The organism is Alteromonas sp. ABV4_515 (genome assembly GCF_056160345.1).
In genome coordinates this window covers 266,312-285,782 of the sequence record NZ_JBSWWZ010000004.1, presented here as the reverse complement: position 1 = coordinate 285,782, position 19,471 = coordinate 266,312, and the positions used below count along the sequence as shown (strand labels likewise).

At 49.1% G+C, this 19,471-nt stretch carries 16 protein-coding genes; 8 read left to right on the top strand and 8 right to left on the bottom strand.

What is annotated here, in order from left to right:
* Positions 1-32: 32 nt before the first annotated feature.
* From azu to ACXAGX_RS11425, 4 genes are all read left to right on the top strand, one after another.
* Positions 33-473, top strand: coding sequence for an azurin (gene azu / locus ACXAGX_RS11440; protein WP_474838435.1), 441 nt, complete (start codon positions 33-35; stop codon positions 471-473).
* Between the two features lie 205 nt (positions 474-678).
* Entirely contained in the window at positions 679-1,962 is a 1,284-nt protein-coding gene (locus ACXAGX_RS11435; protein WP_474838433.1) for an alginate export family protein, read from the top strand.
* 125 nt (positions 1,963-2,087) lie between these two features.
* Positions 2,088-2,747, top strand: coding sequence for a tRNA-uridine aminocarboxypropyltransferase (locus tag ACXAGX_RS11430; protein WP_474838652.1), 660 nt, complete (start codon positions 2,088-2,090; stop codon positions 2,745-2,747).
* Positions 2,748-2,814: 67 nt separating this feature from the next.
* Positions 2,815-3,924, top strand: coding sequence for a hypothetical protein (locus tag ACXAGX_RS11425; protein WP_474838431.1), 1,110 nt, complete (start codon positions 2,815-2,817; stop codon positions 3,922-3,924).
* Positions 3,925-3,926: 2 nt separating this feature from the next.
* Here ACXAGX_RS11425 and ACXAGX_RS11420 read toward each other — a convergent pair whose 3' ends face one another.
* Entirely contained in the window at positions 3,927-4,898 is a 972-nt protein-coding gene (locus ACXAGX_RS11420; RefSeq protein WP_474838429.1) for a nucleoside hydrolase, read from the bottom strand.
* Positions 4,899-5,022: 124 nt separating this feature from the next.
* Here ACXAGX_RS11420 and ACXAGX_RS11415 point away from each other — a divergent pair, with 124 nt between their 5' ends.
* From ACXAGX_RS11415 to uxuA, 4 genes are all read left to right on the top strand, one after another.
* Complete coding sequence (locus ACXAGX_RS11415; protein ID WP_070125951.1) at positions 5,023-5,223, top strand: DUF1656 domain-containing protein; 201 nt, start codon at positions 5,023-5,025, stop codon at positions 5,221-5,223.
* A gap of 1 nt (position 5,224) precedes the next feature.
* Positions 5,225-6,091 carry an efflux RND transporter periplasmic adaptor subunit gene (locus tag ACXAGX_RS11410; protein ID WP_474823847.1) on the top strand — a complete coding sequence of 289 codons (867 nt, stop codon included), beginning with the start codon at positions 5,225-5,227 and terminating at the stop codon, positions 6,089-6,091.
* A 3-nt stretch (positions 6,092-6,094) separates the two neighbouring features.
* The gene (locus ACXAGX_RS11405) at positions 6,095-8,146 is read left to right on the top strand and encodes an FUSC family protein (protein WP_474838427.1); all 2,052 of its coding nucleotides are present in this window, start codon (positions 6,095-6,097) and stop codon (positions 8,144-8,146) included.
* A 115-nt stretch (positions 8,147-8,261) separates the two neighbouring features.
* Complete coding sequence (gene uxuA / locus ACXAGX_RS11400) at positions 8,262-9,428, top strand: mannonate dehydratase (RefSeq protein ID WP_474823843.1); 1,167 nt, start codon at positions 8,262-8,264, stop codon at positions 9,426-9,428.
* 82 nt (positions 9,429-9,510) lie between these two features.
* Here uxuA and ACXAGX_RS11395 read toward each other — a convergent pair whose 3' ends face one another.
* Genes ACXAGX_RS11395 through ACXAGX_RS11365 form a run of 7 tightly spaced genes read right to left on the bottom strand, consistent with a single transcriptional unit; the run spans position 9,511 to position 19,468 of the window.
* A complete protein-coding gene (locus ACXAGX_RS11395) occupies positions 9,511-10,557 on the bottom strand; it encodes a sialidase family protein (RefSeq protein WP_474838425.1) in 1,047 nt (348 codons plus the stop codon).
* Complete coding sequence (locus ACXAGX_RS11390; RefSeq protein WP_474838423.1) at positions 10,557-11,486, bottom strand: sugar phosphate isomerase/epimerase family protein; 930 nt, start codon at positions 11,484-11,486, stop codon at positions 10,557-10,559. The genes ACXAGX_RS11395 and ACXAGX_RS11390 overlap by 1 nt, the downstream gene beginning before the upstream one ends.
* Complete coding sequence (locus ACXAGX_RS11385; RefSeq protein ID WP_474838421.1) at positions 11,486-13,213, bottom strand: GMC oxidoreductase; 1,728 nt, start codon at positions 13,211-13,213, stop codon at positions 11,486-11,488. The genes ACXAGX_RS11390 and ACXAGX_RS11385 overlap by 1 nt, the downstream gene beginning before the upstream one ends.
* A 14-nt stretch (positions 13,214-13,227) precedes the next feature.
* The gene (locus tag ACXAGX_RS11380) at positions 13,228-13,809 is read right to left on the bottom strand and encodes a gluconate 2-dehydrogenase subunit 3 family protein (protein ID WP_474838419.1); all 582 of its coding nucleotides are present in this window, start codon (positions 13,807-13,809) and stop codon (positions 13,228-13,230) included.
* Positions 13,810-13,820: 11 nt separating this feature from the next.
* Positions 13,821-16,169 carry a GH92 family glycosyl hydrolase gene (locus tag ACXAGX_RS11375; protein WP_474838417.1) on the bottom strand — a complete coding sequence of 783 codons (2,349 nt, stop codon included), beginning with the start codon at positions 16,167-16,169 and terminating at the stop codon, positions 13,821-13,823.
* 9 nt (positions 16,170-16,178) lie between these two features.
* The gene (locus ACXAGX_RS11370; protein ID WP_474838415.1) at positions 16,179-17,606 is read right to left on the bottom strand and encodes a glycoside hydrolase family 125 protein; all 1,428 of its coding nucleotides are present in this window, start codon (positions 17,604-17,606) and stop codon (positions 16,179-16,181) included.
* 26 nt (positions 17,607-17,632) lie between these two features.
* Positions 17,633-19,468 carry a beta-galactosidase gene (locus tag ACXAGX_RS11365; protein ID WP_474838413.1) on the bottom strand — a complete coding sequence of 612 codons (1,836 nt, stop codon included), beginning with the start codon at positions 19,466-19,468 and terminating at the stop codon, positions 17,633-17,635.
* Between the last annotated feature and the right edge of the window lie 3 nt (positions 19,469-19,471).

Below are 19,471 nucleotides of genomic sequence, written 5' to 3'. Positions count from 1 at the left end.
ACAACCACAATCTTATAAATGGGAAGTAAACGATGAAAAAACTAATTGTCGCCGCAACAGTACTGTTTAGTGGTTTTGCATTCGGTGAAGAGTGCGCCGCGACTATCGAAAGTAACGACATGATGCAATTCAACATGGCTGAAATGTCAGTGCCTGCTAGCTGCTCAGAGTACACAGTTACCCTGAAGCACACTGGTACTCTGCCAAAAGAAGTAATGGGCCACAACTGGGTTCTGTCTAAGACAGCTGATGCCCAAGCCATTGCTGGTGACGGCGTTGGTGCTGGCCTGGCAGCAGATTACCTGAAAGCCGGTGACGATCGCGTTATTGCATATACTAAAGTGATCGGCGGCGGTGAAGAAACGTCAGTAACGTTTGACGTAAGCAAACTGTCTGCAAGTGAAGCGTACACGTTCTTCTGCTCTTTCCCTGGCCACATCGGCGTAATGAAAGGCACACTGTCTGTTAAGTAATATGTAACGACGAAAGAAAGGTCAGGTCACTCATGGTGTCTGACCTTTTTTGATCCTGAACCCATTTATTATTTCTTCACTAAGGCGCATACTCTACCCTGCTATCAGCCCTATGCCACCCACCAGGCAGCAACTGCCTGAAATCTGTACTAAGATAAAAGTCTGTTAGCAATCCCGGTTAGTATTACTTCTTAAAGGTTTTTCCATGTTGTCCCGTTTAGTTCTTATTAAAGGCGCACTCCTTTGCGCGTCTGCGTGGTTGGCTGCACCGTCTTACGCGTCTGATATCAACTTTGATTTCAGTGGTTCCTACCGGTTACGCTATGAAACGCTACAGAATCCGATCTTTCCCGTTGATGCCAGTACGCGAAGCCGGTCGAATGATCGAATATCGTCTCGGGTGTTACTGAAAGGGCAGGCGAAGTGGGAGCACTGGAATGCAACGGTGGAAATTCAGGATTCCCGTGCATTTCTCGATGACAATGACCCCAGTTTAATGTCGTCGCAGGTAAATACTCTTGAACCACTGCAGTTTTTCTTGCGTTACAGTGACGTAAATGAATATGTGAAGTCGGTAACCGTAGGGCGTATGACGCTGGATCACGGCAGCCGCCGTTTACTGGCCCGGGGTGTTTATCGTAATACACAAAATGCCTTTGACGGCATTTCTGTTGATACAGAATACCAAAAATGGGCAATTCGCGGTTTCTACTTGCTGCCGGTAAGTCGTTTGCCGTCAGCGTCTGCACTCATCGAGGACAATGAACGGGCATTCGATAAGAGCTACAGTGAGCGCAAGTTTTTCGGCTTCTACGCCACATCACCAGACAAAGCCTGGAACCTGCAAAGTTACTGGTTCAAAGAGCGTGACGGAGCGGATTTAGCCACTCGCAATCGCGATTTGTATACCTTAGCGGCGGAGTATTCTACAACCATCGGTAATGGTTGGAAGGCCAATGCTGAACTGATTGGTCAGACGGGCACGACCCGGCAAACTACGGCTGCAGACGATATGACAGATTTGGATGTGAGAGCCTGGATGGCCCATGGTCATATTGGTAGAAAAGTGAACGATTCGACCTTTGTACGCGCAGAAATAGACTTCGCCAGCGGTGACAACAACAGTGATGACGATACTGTTCATTCCCCAGATAGTTTGTACGGTGTACGCCGGTTCGATTTTGGCCCCACCGACGTTTATCAAGGGTTTCGTCGTAGCAATATTATCGCGCCTGGCCTGCGAAGCGTCACTAAAGTCGATAAACACGAAGTTATGGTGGGCTACAAAGCCGTTTGGTATGACAAGGTGGAAGCGGGTGCTGATGACTTTATGGGTCAGCAACTTGAAGTTCGCTGGCGTTATAAAGCGCTACCAGATTTAAGATTAGAATTTGGTGGCGCTTACTTGCATAAAGGCGATGCCCTGGAAGCAGGTGATTATGCCGACGACAGTCAATTTGCCTACACCGCTTTTCTCTACTCGTTCTAAATTTTGTTGAGCGCGCAGCATTTGCTGGTTGTCATGCAACTGGTAAACTACGCGCTTCTTTCATTGACCTAGTTTTCACTTCGAGCACGTACCCTTTGGCTAATCCGACTTTGCATAATTCTGTAATGGCCTTGCGCCTGGATGAACTGTCACGTTCTACCCGTCCGTTTGTTACACGTGGGAGTCGGGTTGTTCGTTGTGATGGGTGTTTACTGCCACAGAAACAGTGTATTTGCTCGGTGCGTCCCGCGCCGGTTGCTGAAAGCGCCTTTCTTTTTCTGATGGCCAAAGGCGAGTCATACAAACCTTCCAACACCGGCCGATTAATTGCGGATGTGGCGAAACACAACTTTGCCTTCAGTTGGTCGCGAACCGAGCCGCAACCTGAATTATTGGCACTGCTAAACGACAAGCGATACATGCCAGTAATCATTTTTCCTCATGAAAACGCTGCACCTGAACGGTGTATTCATATTGCCCCTGAAGCGACAGGAAAAACCCCGCTTTTTATTATGCTCGATGGTACCTGGCGTGAGGCCGGACGCATGTTCCGTAAGAGCGCGTACCTTCAGAATTTGCCTGTTTTGGGTATACAGCCTCAGGCATTGTCAGATTACGCATTGCGGGAAGCCACAAGGGATTTTCAACTGTGTACTGCTGAAGTCGGCATTGAGGTGCTAAAGCTGGCGGGCGAGCCTGCCGCAGCAGCTATTTTGCAAGACTACTTTAGCCACTTCAGAGAAAAATATCTGGCGGGTAAACCGCATAGTAAGGCGCGAACGTAAAAATAGGCGTAGCCACAGTGAATTTTTGTGGCAAACTGAAATTGTTGTCGCAGCATGGAAGAAGTATATGACGTTATATCGCCCGTTGTTCAAGCATATTCGTAATCACACTGCACTTTTCAGTGAATTGCACCGGTACCGCGATCTGGCGGTAGAGGCGCAGGGTCTGAAAAACTATGTATTCAATAAAACCCCTAAGTTTATTGCTGCCGATGGTAGTCGTCTTACCATCGAGCCCGAGCGCAGTATTGTGATGCCTAATCTACATCACTTCCAAGGTGTTAGAAGCAAGCTCGCCAATGCCATTCCGGGCCTCTCTATGGTAGAGCACAGTGAAATTGGTTATCGCTATCCCACCGCTGCTTTGGCCGGTCTTGAAGCGCCATTTATTAAACGCATGCGCTCTGAGTATTTCCATAGAGTGGATGAAGATCGCAGTATTTGTCGTCCGGTAAACCTGTCTTACGGCATTAAAAGTCGGGGCAAGGGAGACAACCGTCAGGAGTATGAAGTGTGGATGCCCGAAGAGGCGCCTGATCAATCTCCACTGCCATTGCTCATCGACCGTTACGGTGAAGATTTACCCCATGACGTAAGAGAGTTCGTTGAACAGCCTTCACGTGTGCACGGTTGGATGGGTGTAAAACGGGCGGCATTTGAAGCCCTTTATCAGAACCCAGACGTTTGCGGCGACCTGGTTATTTGCGTAGCGCTGAGTGTTGATACGTACAACATTGGTGCGCGCCCGGATTTATCGTTTTCTCCCGAGGCGGAAAGCTCTATTGCAGTAAGCAACGCCGAACTGGAATGGGAAGTAGAAGGGTACTACGCACCGCGCAATGCTGCCTTCGACCATGATGCTGTGTGGGCCGCCATTAACCATACGTTGGAAGCCGTGAATGCGCCGCTTCGTGATATGTATGGCAACGACATTATTCCGCTCACAGAAAGTAAAACAGAGCGCATATTGTCTACCATTAAGGGATTGGGCGTAACTCGTGAGGAAATCGACGAGCTGGATTTACAGCCCTGGGAATTCCTCGCGACCGAAAGTGACCGTCTGAAAGGCCATGATCCTAGTCGTACGGTAAATCTGCTTGGTCGACTGAATCGTCTCTTCTATCAGCCAGACCGCCAATTGCCATCACTGAACTGGATGCATGATTTAATTTCCTAAGACTAGTGCTTTAGCATGCGTTGGGTGAACCAGGTTTTAAAAGCCGGCAGGTTTTCCCAGCGCAGTGCAGCATTTACCTTTACGCCGTTTTCGGCAGGCTGAGTGAAGCCGTCATCGGTCACCATGAGACTTACGCTTTCTGTGGGAAGCCATGGATGGTCGGGTAGGGCGAGATACACAGCAACGGTGTCGAAAAGCACAGACGTGCGCGCATCGAGGTAATCGGCTTTGTCCCAGGTAACTCGCTCGGCCCAAATGGGGTAAATGTCGAATAATGCAGAAAGCTGTGGGTCGTGACTGTTCTTAAGCGCTTGATACTGAATACCATCGACAAGCATGTCTCGGCATGTGTCTAGCGGCGCAATACTAATATCAGCAACATTGGCGTTTAGTACGTGTTGAAAAGCGGCTACGTCGCTCTGTACATTGTATTCTGCCACCGGTTTGTCATCGTAACCTTTGTAAATGCTGCCGTGCATGCCAACAAGTCGCATTTTTGTTGCCAGTTCTGGTGCGCGCTGTAAGACTTCGGCGATATTCGTCATGGGCCCGGCCACAATAATGGTAACAGGGTTTTCAGCGGCTTTTAGCAAACTGATAATTTCTGCGATGCCGTCTTTTTTTATATGGCCTGGGTAGGTTGTCGTTGAAAAATCGTTTATCCACGGGCGAAGAAACTCCGCCGTAGCCTGCGCGGGGCGGCCGGGAGCAACAGGAATGTCTGTTCTTTTGGAAATTTGCAGAAATTTTGCCGCTACCTTCGCTCGGTAGTGTGTATCGCCAGACACCGTTGTAATGAGTTTAAGATCCAGTTCCGGGCTTTTAAGTATAAGAGAGAGTGCAAATACGTCGTCGATGTCGCTGCCAATGTCAGTGTCGAAAATAACGGGCAAGGGTTTAGCGCTAATCAATGCAGAAAATAAACATAACGATAAAGTAAGATAAGCCCGTATCGTAAATATTGGCGAAATCATGACGTTAGCCTTATAGGTAATTGATCCTTTCTGCCCTAGAATAACAATATTATTTAAGTTGATTCAGCTTTGTTTACCCGAAAAAGCACCGGGTTAGCAGCAAAGCCATTTATCCGGAGTTCCCGTGCTTAGCGAACTATCTTTCGGTGGTATGCTTTTCAGCCCAATGGTCGTTATGATCCCGCTGGCGTTTGTCCTGTCTTTGCTCACCCGCTACGCCTTGTATGCTACCGGACTTTATCAGAAATTGTGGAAACCACCCTGGTTCGAAGTGGCACTGTTTGTGTGCTATCTGGCCCTCACGGTGAAATTGCTGGCAGGTTAAAATGCAAAAAATCATCAGAGTTATTATTACGTTAGCGGTTATCGTTGCGGCCGTCGTGTCCGGTCGCTGGGTGTGGGATCATTACCTGTATTCACCCTGGACCCGAGATGGCAAAGTGCAGGCTGATATTATTACCATTGCGCCGGATGTGTCTGGCTGGGTGACAAAGCTCGCCGTTCAAGACAATCAGCAGGTGAAGAAAGGCGATGTGATTTTTCAGGTCGATGTTAAACGTTATCAGGCTGTGGTGGACGAATTACAGGCCCAGGTTCGAAACGAAACTCTGGCACTGGAGCTGGCTCGGCACGAATTCAGCCGGCGGGAAAAATTGCATCAAAGCAACAGTATCAGCGCAGAAGAATTAGAAAGTAGCCGCATCAGTGCTGACATGGCACAAGCCTCACTGGATTTAGCCAAAGCCAATCTGGCCAGTGCGCAAATCGACCTGGAACGGGCATCCATTACCTCACCGGTAGATGGCACAATTGTGAATTTGACCCTGCGGGAAGGTAATTACGTGTCTCAGGGCTCGCCGGTGCTCTCCGTAGTCGCAGCCAACTCCATTTATGTCACCGGCTATTTTGAAGAAACCAAGCTGCCCCTTATTCATGAAGGCCAGAAAGCGACGATTACGCTGATGAGTGGCGGTAAACCCATTACCGGTACGGTGAAAAGCATTGGTAATGCCATTGCCGATACAAATACCTCTGCCAACGGGCAGTTATTGCCTCAGGTGCAGCAAACCTTTAACTGGGTTCGCCTTGCGCAGCGTGTTCCCGTGGATATCGAACTTAAGGAAATTCCAAAGGATACCCGGCTGGTGGCGGGGATGACGGCATCAATCCGGTTAGCATCAGACGGAGAGTAAATCTTGTCTCCCATTCTGGCGACTTATCTTAAGCCAAGCCGTGCGTCGTTGATTTTTGCGCTGAAAGGCGTGATCTCCATGAGTATCTCACTCTACGTGGCCATGTGGATGGATCTCGACCGCCCGTACTGGGCACTGGTCTCTGCAGTATTTCTGCAAGTGCGCCCAGAAGCTGGCATGGTGCTGGAGAAAACGGTTTGCCAAATCCTCGGAACCCTTATCGGCGGCGCGTATGCCTTACTGGTGCTGCATTACTTCAGCGGCTTCCCTGAAGTAGCGTTAACCTGTTTAGCACTCTGGCTGCTGCTGAACTCCAGTCTTTCAGCGTTCATGCGACGGATAAACTTTATCTATTTCTTTGCCATGATGTGCGTGACGCCTTGCATCATCATCCTGCTCACCATGTCACAACCGGCCACGGTAAGCAGCCAGAGTATTTTTGATATCGCCCAGTCACGGGTTGCCGAGCTGATCATAGGTTCACTGTGCGCCATGGTAGTAGCGGTATTCCTGTGGCCTCAGCGGGTAGAAAACGTGCTGGTAGTGCATGCGAAAAATGCGATTAATCAGACTATGGATTATCTTACGCTGGAGTTAGACCCCAACGGTTCCCACGAAGAGCGCCATAAGAACATCGATAGTGTTTTGCAATCACTGACAGCGCTTAACGACGACTCAAGCGCGGTGAAATTTGAAGGGCCGACGGGGCCTGGTAAGTCTCGGGCGGCCACGGTAATTTGTAATAAGGTGTTGTCGTTGATTGCGGTCGTGCAGATTTTCGGACGACTACAGCGTAATAACCCTGAACTGCTATCTGACAGCATGCAGTCGTTGCTAGGACAATTGCGTGGCGACCTTGCCCTCATCGGCAGTTTGAAGAGCTTCGATGAATGCTATGAAATTGCGCAGAAACAGCGTCGGAACTGGAGCAAACTTTTTCAGTCTCAGCCGCTGACAACGCTGGAATTCAGGCTATGTAAAACCGCTCAGGAACTGGTTTCAGATTTGGTGCTTATTCTGCGTGCCTACCGGGCGCTAGAGCAAGGTAAGCCCACTAGCCTGCGAGCAGAAAGTTTAAAACCTCACCGCGATTGGCTGGTGGCGTTGACCACAGGGTTTCGGTCCTTTTTGGTATTTAGTCTGGGCGCGGTATTGTGGGTAGGAACCGGTTCACCCGCTTCCGTTATGCTAATTATTCTACCGGTTATCTTTTCTATCATGTTTGCGCGACTTGCGCCGGTCATTGTCACCAAAGCAATAAGAGGTATTTTAATTGGTGCCTGCGTGGCCGTGCCGGTGGCTATTTTCTATGCCCTTAACCTGATAGCGCAGAGCAGTGGCGACTTTCCCATGCTCATTCTCATTCTTGCGCCGCCCTTTTTCCTGGGTTTAATGCTGCTTGCAAACCGAACTACTATCACGCTGGGCATTGGTTTTTGCATCCCCTTTGTCATTCTTGTGCAGCCCGCCAATGACATGAGTAACTCACTGTCCATTGATTTCACTGCCAGCAGCGCGCTGGCCATTTTATCTGGCATCATGCTGTTATACTGGGTTTTCAAACTGTTTGCGGGCCCTGGTGCAGAGTGGATGCAGCGGCGTTTGCTGTCTGTCACCTACCAGGATTTGCTCAAATTAGGTAGCCCTGGTCATGATGAGGAATGGTTTAACTCGCGAATGTCAGATCGCTTATTACGATTAACCAGCTATGAGCAGAATATGACTTCCGGATATCGAACCCTAACCGATCTTGGTCTTACCGGGCTGAATCTGGGGCATGTCTCCATGCGTATGCAGCGACAGTTAACTGGCGTAAGTGAGCATTCGCTTACGCAGATGAAACGCCTTTGGCAGCAAGCGTTAGCAGAATCATTTCTGGCTGCATCGAAAGGGGATAAGCGTGACCACCTTGCTGGTATTAATCAGCGCATATTGGAAAAACTGCGCTCGGAAGGCGCGCCTCAAGAAAACTTGGCTCTATTACACGGTATTTTCACCCGCCTGCATTACACGTTCCAGCGCACTGCTGACATGATCAACGACGCCAAAACGTAAATTCATTCAGAACCAAAAATGCAATTTGGTAAGGCCAAAGTGGGTTTTAGATTTGTTGGTAGGGGATTTTTGTTGTATCTTAACTAAAATTGGCATGACCAAAATGGATTGAGATATGATTGAAACATGGCGCTGGTTTGGACCATCCGACAGCATTACTCTGGAAAAAATTCGTCAGGCGGGTGCCACCGGCATTGTTACTGCGTTGCACGAAATTCCCACCGGCGACGTGTGGCCTCTGGAACTGGTTAAAAGCCGCAAGGCTGAAATCGAAGCGGCAGGCATGAACTGGGATGTTATCGAAAGCATTCCTGTTCACAACGATATCAAGAGCCGTACTGGCGATTACAAACAGCTAATCGAAAACTACAAGCAGTCTATTCGCAATGTAGGCGCAGCAGGCGTGACTACCGTGTGTTACAACTTCATGCCGGTTGTGGACTGGACCCGCACAAACCTGACTTACCAGTTACCCGATAAAAGCTATGCGCTGCGTTTCGAGTACTCTGATTTTGCCGCCTACGACGTGTTCGTGATGCAGCGCAAAAATGCAGAGAAAGACTACACGCCGCAAATGCTGGAAAAAGCCAAAGCGCGCTTCGACGCCATGAGCGAAGAAGAGCGTGAAGGTCTTGAGAAGAACATCATTGCCGGTTTACCAGGTGGTGAGGGCTCTTACGACCGCGAAGGTATTCGCGATACCATTCAACAGTTTATCGACATGGGGGAAGACGGCCTGCGCACCAGCCTGTGCGAATTCCTCGAAGCTATCATCCCAATAGCGGAAGAAGCCGGTGTGAAAATGTGTATTCACCCTGATGATCCGCCGTTCTCACTATTTGGCCTGCCTCGCGTAGTGTCCACTCAAAGCGATGCAGAACGTTTACTTAAAGCCGTAGACAGCCCGGCAAATGGCCTGACCATGTGCGCCGGCTCTTACGGTGCCCGTGGTGACAACGACCTGATTGCCATGGTAAATGCGTTCAAAGACCGCATTTACTTTGTCCATCTGCGCAATGTGACCCGCGAGGAAGACGGTTCTTTCTACGAAGCCGCTCACCTCGACGGCGACAACGACATGGTAGGGCTGGTACAGGCACTGCTTAATTGTGAATCGTCCATTGGTTGCCAAATTCCTATGCGTCCTGACCACGGTCACACGTTATCTGATGAACAGGGAAAAGAAGGCTTGAAGCCGGGATATTCGTATCTTGGCCGTCTTAAAGGTTTAGCAGAGTTGCGGGGATTGATTAGGGCGGTTTCTTATATGTCGGCAAGATAAAATAAAATGGCGCGACCAAGTGATCGCGCCGAAAATAACCCAACGGAGACGGGTTACATGAAACTTATTGAAGCAAGAAAGATTATTCTTCGGTGAGTTCTGCTGTCCAAAATGCGATATTTTTACGATTCCAAGTGTAGGTTCCAAATATCAGGTTGCCGGAATGTATGGTAGCTGGATAGGAAAACTCGCTCTCCGGTGTTTCATCTAGCGTGACTATTTCTGGCCAGCTTTTGCCATTGTCAAACGAAACTGCTGCATTAATTGGCGTGCGCACGCCGTCAGTGGGAAGGTTATTGAGCGTAAGCACCAGTTCACCTCCTGGAAGTTTGACTATATCGATACCCGAGTTGTTGCTAGGAAGTGGCGAAAGGTAAAGGGGAGACCAACTGGCTCCGTAGTCTTTCGAATCACTGCGGAAAATGACGTCTTCTGTGCTACGCGTCAGCATATGCACATGGCCAGTCTCAGATTCCCAGACTGTTGGCTGAATTGCTCCCCTGTCGGTAATACGCACATTTTCTGTCGAAATAAACGAACTGGCATACCAGGAAGTGCCCTGATTAAATGAGACATCAGCGAATACGTTCCAGTGGCCATCCTTCTCATCTGAGTTTCCAGCAAGCAAAGCACCGTTGGACAACTGTACTGGCTTAGCTCTCACCGGTCCTCTCGCAAGTGGGCTGTCCTTTTCAATTATCTGTGCTTTACCCCAGGTTTTTCCATTATCGGTAGACTTTTGCAGCCAGGTTGTCCATTTTTCAGGCGTGGGGCCAACTTTAAAAAACAGTAAAATATCACCGTTCTTTTCAGTAAAAAGCACCGGATTCCAGTGCGGTTCATCACTTATTTTGGCTACTCTAACAGGTGCCAACCAATCACCATTTTTACCGGAAGACAGCCAGATGGCGACATCAGACTTGCCCTCCGCTTCACCAGCGAACCAAGCTACAAGCAGTTCGCCGCTGGTAGTTTGCGTAATGGTTGACGCATGCACCTGCTCAAACGGCAGCTCACCGCTAAGCACAAAGCTCTGAGAGAGTATTTTAAGGTGTTTTTCCGCAGCGAGGCCTGGAAAAGCCAGCGCTGTGAGAAAAGACATGGTGAGCAAAATGGTAGTATTTCGCATTATAAATCCGGGAAAAATTTGTCGAAGCCAGATTTAGTCGCTGACAACGCCTCTACTTGAGACAGGCCATCGGGATATTCCTCTTGCTCAATCACAATCCAATCTGCACCACCGTCATTCACTGTAGCGGTAAAAATGGTCGGCCATGCAATGTCGTCCTGGCCAATGATTGGCTTAAGGCTGCTTCCTTCTGCGGCATAAGACTTAAAGTGAGTCGTGAGAACGCGCCCCGGGAAGGCTTTGACGAATTCTACTGGGCTTTTACCAGCGCCAATGGTCCAGCCCACATCCTGCTGTAAAACCACGTCTTTCGGCGTATGGTTGCCAAGGTATTCGATAAATGTGGTGTCTTGGTAGGGCGCCCATTCTTCGAGGTGATTATGGAAGCCCACTTTCATGTCTTCCTTCGCTAGTTTTTCAGAAAGCATGGTGAGGTCGTCTGCAAACGCTTGAACCTGGTCGTTGAACGCTCTTTCCTCTGATGGAATGATCAGTACACTCGCACCCAAATCGCGATAGAAAGTAACTGTATTTTCATAATCATCCATCAGGGCTTCGATAGGTACATGCGCACCACTCGCCACGAGGCCAATATCGCTCAGCCAATTTTTCAATCCGGCAGGGTCATCTGCAAATTCACCGAAATAACCCGCAAATTCAACGCCATCAAACCCCATGTCAGCGATTTGCTGAAGCGTGCCTTTAAAGTCGGTTTTCAATGCATCGCGTACGGAATAAAGCTGAACACTGATACCAGGAACCTTAGCCATTTCTGCTTTAGCAGATTGTGTTGTTGCTGATGCTGCCGGCCCTTCAGTACCAGTATTGATCTGAGGTTCTGTTTCACCGCAGCCACTTAATATTAAGCTGGCTGAAAGTGTGCCTGCGAACAACATTTTGTGGATAGTGGACTTGGTAAATCGTGTCATTAGAGTCTCCCTGCTTTAACTTCGCCGACCGCATAGTCGACGGCTCTGGCGGTAAGCGCCATGAATGTAATTGATGGATTTCCCACGCCGGATGAGCAAAAGCTCGATCCGTCAGTGACGAATAAGTTCGGCACATCGTGGGATTGATTGTAACCATTTAACACAGAATCTTTAGGATCTCGCCCCATGCGAGCAGTTCCCAATTCGTGAATAGCAAGACCCGGAGGTTGCCCCAGTACATGGGTTTTAATGTTGTTGTATCCCGCTTTGGTAAACATCCTTGTGGCTACTTCCAGTGCATCGTCTACCATCGCATTTTCATTGTCTGACCATTGGCAATTAAAGTGCAACTGCGGAATACCCCACTTGTCTTTCTTGCTGGTGTTCAGCGTGACTTGGTTTTCTCTTCTTGGCAACATCTCGCCTTGCGACTGCAACCCAATATTCCATCCACCTGGGTTGTGAAGTTTGGTTTTAAAGTCTTCGCCAAATCCGTCAGTACTTCCCATTGTTTGCCAGTCAGAACGACTGGCACTTCCAGCTAGGGCATAACCTCGTTTGAAGTTTTTGTGATAACGCCCAGGTTCGTAATGAAAGTTCGGAATATAGAGCGCAGCGGGTCGCCGACCGGTATAAAACTCATCGTCGTAACCGTCAATTGTGGCTGAAACATAAGCGTTATAATTGTGGTCCATGAGATACTGACCGAGTACACCTGAGCTATTAGCCATACCATTAGGGAAATGTTTTGACCTACTGTTCAACAACACTTGGGTACTACCGATGGTGGAGGCGCATAAGAAGACGATTTTCCCGAAGTATTCTCGTTGTTTCAGCGTGTCGCTATCGATAACTCTTACGCCGCGCAGCCGGTTAGTTTTTTCATCATAGATTAGGCTTTCAACCACGCTGTTGGGAGCAATGTACAGATTTCCTGTTCTTGCTGCTGCGGGCAGTGTTGCGCTCTGTGTTGAGAAATAAGCACCAAATGAGCATCCTTTTTGACACTCTTCACGTGCCATACAAGGTCCTCGTCCAACATCCAGATGAATTTTCTGTGGCTTCGTAAGATGCGCGCCGCGACTTATGATCACCGGCTTATCCGGTTCTTCAACGGCCATCTTGGCCACAAAGTCTTTTTCCGGCACCGTCATCTCAAATGGTGGCAGGAATATCCCATCAGGAAGCTGAGGCAAGTTCTCGATACTGCCAGCTACCCCGACAAACTTCTCCACATAGTCGTACCAGGGGGCGAGATCTTTATATCTGATAGGCCAATCATTGCCGTGACCATCCTTCTTATTCGCTTCGAAATCGTATTCACTGTAACGATAAGAATGGCGGTGCCATAACAGTGATTTTCCTCCGAGTTGATTCCCTCTTATCCAGGCAAATCCGGTATCTTTTTCCGTTGTGTAAGGATAATCACGGTCGTTGGCGAAGAAGTGTTTGGTACCATCGTGAAATGCGTAGCACCTGCGCTGTACCGAATATTGATCTTCAATCAGGTTGCGATCGACCTTCATCCTATTCGGGTATTCCCAAACTGGCTTGCCTTCCGTGATGTAGTCTTTGCGGTGCTCTACAATACGACCGCGCTCTATCATCAGAGTTTTAAAACCTTTTTCTGTGAATTCTTTGGCAGCCCATCCACCGGTGATCCCTGAGCCAATGACAATGGCGTCATAAATTTCTGAAGATTCATCAATGATCATGTCTTTGTTCATACTACGTTGATTCCTCAGTAATAAGCTTTGGAGCTGAAGGCGGAGCCCACTTTTGAAAGAGGGATCGAGCCTTTAAATCCGCCTGGGATGGGGTCGTATTTAAGCTCCTTAGTTGCGCCCTGCATGGTGGTGTAATACCCGAAGACAATCTGGCCTTTGATAAACTTAAAAGCGCTACGGTCAGCTTCAGAGAACGGTGCAGAAGCGGCTTCCAGATCGGTAAGCAGAGCTATTTGCTGTGTCTTATCGAGACCAGAAAATAGCGTGTTGCCATATTGCTTTCCGGCGTTACTGATTTTACTTAAAACGCTTAACGAAGCCTGTTGCTCCGTTTCGGAAAACACCACTCGTAGTTGGTGATCAATAAAGTGGTGGCAGTTAACGTCTGCAGCGCTTGGCGTTTTCGTTGCTGGAATGGTCAGCGCACATATCTGTCTTAGCGTTTCAAGTTCAAGAGTCGGAAATAACGGCTTATTGCTTACCGCAGTGGCTGTTACTGGCTTACTGGCCATAGCGACCGGACTCATAATGGCCGCAGCGGTGGTAGCACCACTGACCGCCGTCAGTAATTTTAATAATTCTCTTCTATTAGGCATGGTATTTACTCTTACACAAAGGACGGTGGGCGGTCATCGGCTGCTGAGCCATAATTCTTATTTGGCTTATCGCCCATGATGAATTTGAGCGTACCGCCCTTAATGACAGTGCTGTGGTCGATGTAAGTTTTGCTGTACGGCTGTCCGTTGAATGTGGCCGACTGGATATAAAATGCGCTATCAGAGACGCCTTCAGCCTCAATTGTCAGCCAGGTATTTCGGGACACCTCTAAACGTACACGGGAGAACATGGGGGTACCAAAAACATACAGTCCGGTTGTTGGGTCCACCGGATAAAGACCTATGGCGCTCATTAAATACCAGGCACTCATTTGGCCACAATCTTCATTGCCGGCGAGCCCGTCGAAAGCATTCAGATACATTTCGTCACAGATTTGCTTTACCCGTAGTTGAGTTTTGTAGTGTGCGCCGCAATAGGCATAAAGATATGCAACATGATGACTGGGCTCATTGCCGTGCGCGTACTGGCCTATCAGCCCGGAGATGTCAGATAACTCACCGTCGCTCATCTCAGATGAAGCGGTGAACAAAGCATCGAGCTTGGCTTCAAAGCCCGCTTCACCACCGAACAGTTCCATATAGTTGTATATATCATGCTGGTTTAGGAAGGTTGCCTGCCAAGAGTTGGTTTCGGTGAAGTCTCGCCACTTTGTTTGGTCGTGGCCCAATGAATCAGGGGTGAAAGGCGTTACCCAACTACCGTCCTCTTTTTTACCGCGAACAAATCCCACAGATTTGTCGAAAACATTTCGGTAGTACTTTGAACGATTTCTCAGTACTTCTGCATCATCATGCGCGCCAGCGGCATCGGCAATTTTAGCCGCTGCCCAGTCGCAATAAGCAAACTCAAGGGTGCGAGATACCGCCTCATTGTGCATATCAGCAGGTATGTAATGCATCTCTCGATAAAGACCAAAACCATGCACATCATCAACGAACGCGCGCTGGCGAATAAATTCATAGGCCGCCTTTACGTCTACGCCGGGTACCTTTTTCACAATGGCTTCAGCAAGCACTGACGCGCTGTGATACCCAATCATGGTATCCGTTTCACGGCCCTGCAATGGCCAGATTGGTGCGCCGGCAGGGCTTTGCTGACCCATTCTCACCAGGCAACTCATCAGTCCGGGAACCCGCTCGCTGCGTGTTAGTGTCAGAAAAGGATGCAAAGCTCTGTAGGTATCCCATAGGGAGTAGGTAGAGTAGTTTTCCTCACCGCGTTTTAGTTCGTGGATCTCGTTGTCCATACCACGGTAACGGCCATCCACGTCAGAAAATAATGTTGGCGCCAGCAGCGCATGGTAATGAGCCGAACTGAAAATAACTTGTTTAGTGTGGCTTTGCGCTTCGAACTGCACCCGTGATAGCTCTTTTTCCCATGCGGCAGCAGCTTCACTGCGCACCCAATCAAAGTCAAACCCGCGAATTTCCCGTTCCAAATTTTTCAAAGCGCCATCGGTGTCAACAGCTGAAATGCCGGTTTTTACAAGTAATGGAGCGTCGCCGGCATCATCAAAACTGAGCAGGGCTTTCAGATACTCGCCGTCTAATCGGTCTTTAACACCGGGCTGCTTTTCGTTGTTAGAAAAAAATGAGATATCGGCGAAAGGGCGGGAAAATTTCATTGCGAAAAAAATCCAGCGACCTCTAGCCCACTGAAATACCTGTCGTCCGCCAACTAAAGTATCGTTACCAATCACACGGAAGTGCGCATTCTTCACGCGGGTTTCGTTCTGATCGGTCCACCAGTCTTGTTGGCCGTGCACAAGGTCTATAAGAATGTGGCCGTCAGCACTTTTCGGAAAATGGTAGCGATGAATACCCGCCCGCTTAGTTGCGGATAACTCTGCTTTAACGCCGCTGTCAGTAAGCTCCACACTGTAGTAACCAGGGCTAGCCGTTTCGGTTTCACGGTTGTAGCGGGAGCGATAGCCTGCATCTGGATTGTCTAGTGGTCCGGGCTTAATGTGAGGCTTGCCAGTTTGCGGTACCACAAGTACATCTAGCATATCGGCACAACCAACACCGGACAGATGGGTGTGGGAAAAGCCCATTATAGAACCGTCTTGCTGATGGTATCCCGAGCATGAATCCCAGCCACGGTTGCTCGTGTCAGGTGACAATTGTACTGATCCAAAAGGGACAGTGGCGCCTGGATAAGTATGCCCATGTCCGCCAGTACCGATAAAGGCATTCACCGCGCCTACGGTTTTACTACCTGTAATGTAATCTGTACCAGCGCCGTTCGGGGTTTTCGCTACATTGGTTACAGTGCAGCCTGCGGCAAGAAGGCCGGTGGATGCCACCGAGCCTGCCATAAATTGTCTACGTGAAGGCATGAAGGTCTCCTATCCGAGTAAGTGCGGTTTGGTATTATGAATGTTCAGGATTAACTCACCGAAAAGTGTGTTCGCCCAGGCAAACCAGGGGCGAGTGTAGGTGGATGGGTCATCTTTGTTGAACGATTCATGCATAAAACCTGTACCAGCATCGGTGGTTTTTAGCGTGTGTAAACTCTCGGCTATTTCGATGTCATCTGACGTGGTCATCGCTTTCATGATGTGTGACATAGGCCATATTAAGTCGAGTCCGGCATGAGGACCGCCGATACCTTCTCCTTTTGTGCCTTTGAAGAAGTACGGATTGCGGGAAGACCAAATAGCGTTACGGGTGTTGCGATAAAGTTTATCCTGTGATGTTGTCGCACCTAGATAGGGCAGGCTGAGCAGGCTGGGAATGTTGGCATCGTCCATGAAAATACTGTTGCCGTATCCATCTACCTCGTATGCCCAAACTTTATTGCCGTCTGCATCTGTGATTACGGCATGTGTATGTAATGCATTTTCCACTTCATCCGCAAACGCCAGGCATTCCTGTCTAAATTTTGCGGGCAATCCAGTCGCTTCAGACATTTCGGCCAATTGGCGCAGTGAAACAACGGCAAAATGATTCGACGGTACCAGGAATGGGTACTGACAGGCATCGTCAGAAGGCCTAAAACCTGAGTGAATCAACCCAACTTTCTGAGTGGGATAACCGTAGCCGTGAAATGGCAACGTTTCAGTTGGTGTGTTGGTCACACGCTGGAAGTGATAGGGGCCTTTGTCGTCTTTGCGCTGCTGAACTCTCAGCGTTTGTACCAGGGTGGTCATTGCCTTTTTCCATTGCGGATCAAAAGGGGCCAGGTCGCCGGTTTGTTTCCAGTAGCCATGACTAAGACGCACCGAATAGCAAAGCGAGTCAATTTCCCATTTTCTTTCCGCAACGCCGGGCTTCATGTCAGTATAATCTTTAGCCGACCACTCTAGATTTGTATCGGCTGTGGGATCACGCATGAACGCATTGGCATAAGGGTCAATCAAAATAGATTGTGCATGACGGTTTATAAGGCCTCTGAATAGTTTTTGCAGCGCTGGGTCTTGTTGCACATAAGGCAAATAGGGCCAGACCTGTGCACACGAATCCCGAAGCCACATGGCATCGATATCACCGGTGATGACGAAGGTATCGTCTTTGTTATTTGCAATAGAGTGAAATACCGTGGTGTCTAAGGTATTCGGAAAGCAATTTTCAAATAGCTGTGCAAGTTTCTTGTCAGCGATTTTGGGCTTAACCTGTTTGATAACGCCTTCAACCGCATCGCTGTGAAAGCGTCTTTCAGATTTAGGTGGGCGCATAGTCGGTAACGCGCTGCCCGAGACTGCCAGGGACTGATAGACAGGAGATACAGCGCCAGCGGCGAGCATCCCTTTCAGCATTGTTCTTCTTGTAAGCATGAATATTCCTGTAAAATTGCCGTGGTTTAAGCACGGTCCCAAATGGGATTAGGGCTGCCTGTCACACCACAGCCGGAGGCTGGTTCGAGATCTAAAACTACGATTTCGTTCTCACCTTGATTCAGCCATGGAGCAGGCACGAACAGTGAACGTTGAGGGCCTACAGACCAGTAGCGTCCCAGATTACGGCCATTCACCCATACATAGCCTTTTCCCCACTCACGAACGTCGATATAGGTGTAACCTGTTTCGTCTAATGTAAAGCTGCCTTTGTAGAAAGCCGGCCCGTTCACATGTAGCTCAGAGAATTGGAGTGCCGATAGATCATCGAGAGGATAGGCCGTATGCTTCCAGCCGTTAAGTTCCTTGCTATCGAGGGACACCGGGCCAATTAAACCCTTCTGATCTTTTCCAACCCAGGGGCCATAGTTCACCCGGCCCATCACATCAATAAGCATGTCGACGGTGTCGCCTTCAGTACCCGTAATGGTTAACTCTGTCTGCTCGAAGCGGCGATCCAGTGTGCCCTGTTGGCTACCTCCCACCGTTACTATTCCATAGTCGCGGATATCTGCACTTTTGAGTATGCCTTTGCCGCTGAAAGTGAGCTGGTGTTCATAGCGCATTAAGCCATGGTCATAGCCCAGGGACTCTAATGTTTGGGGGTGTTTTTTTACGCCTATGTGCTCGGCGACTTGCGACAGAGAGGCCGTTTGGCTAAGGGGTACGCGAGGAAATCTAAGTGCCTTTTCTGGCGCAGGTTCGGGTTTAAATTGTTCCGCAGGCAGGTACTTTTGGAACAGCGCTTTAACTTTATAAAACTTTTCAGTTGGACGTCCCGCTTCGTCGATTAATGCATCATAGTCATAGCTGGAGATATCTGGCGCGAAGTGACTGTCTGGCTGAAAATTCGCGCCGGCGTAAAAGCCCCAGGATGTGCCACCGTGCAACATATAAAAGCTAATTGAAGCTTCTTGTTCCATCATCCACTCGAGGCTTTTCAACAACGGTTCGGCAGGCATCTGTGCATGGGATTCACCGAAGTGATCAAACCAACCGCCCCAAAGCTCGCCGCAAAATAATGGTGCGTCAGGTCGACGTTTACGGAACTTGGCAAATTCAAGATGAGCCTGGGAATAGGTGCCAAAGTTCATCGCCGCAGTAACACCTGGTAAGACACCGCCGTCCATCACATCCGCGCCATCGGCCGTATAAAATAGGCCGTCGAAGCCTGCGGCTGACAGTGCCTCATGCATTTGGCGCATATACTCATGATCATCGCCGTAAGAGCCATATTCATTTTCAATCTGAGTGAAAATAATTGGGCCGCCATTGGACAAAAGCAGCGGCTTAACTTCTTGCGCTAAGCGATTTAGCCATGTTTTTACAGGGCCCATATACGATGGGTCCTGGCTTCTTGGCTTTACGGTATCGCCGGTCATAAACCAGGACGGGAAACCGGAATTATCCCACTCTGCACATACGTATGGTCCGGGGCGGAGACACACCCACAGACCTTCCTCTTGCGCTTCACGAATGAAGGCCGCCACGTCCAGGTTACCGGAGAAATCGTAAACGCCGGGCGTTTTTTCATGGGCGTTCCAGAATACGCAGGTTGACACTGTGTTCAGCCCCAGGCTTTTCAGCTTACGGAAACGATCTTTCCATAGTGCTCTGGGAATGCGCGGATAGTGCATTTCACCACTTAAGATACGAAAGCGCTTACCGTCCAATTCAAAATGATCACCCACAACCTCAAATCGCCCACCTTTGGCGTTCGCTGCTAGCGGCACAAAGCCAGTGAGCAATGAGCCCAGTCCCATAGCAGGGATACTTTTTAATAGATCGCGACGTGTTGTCATCGA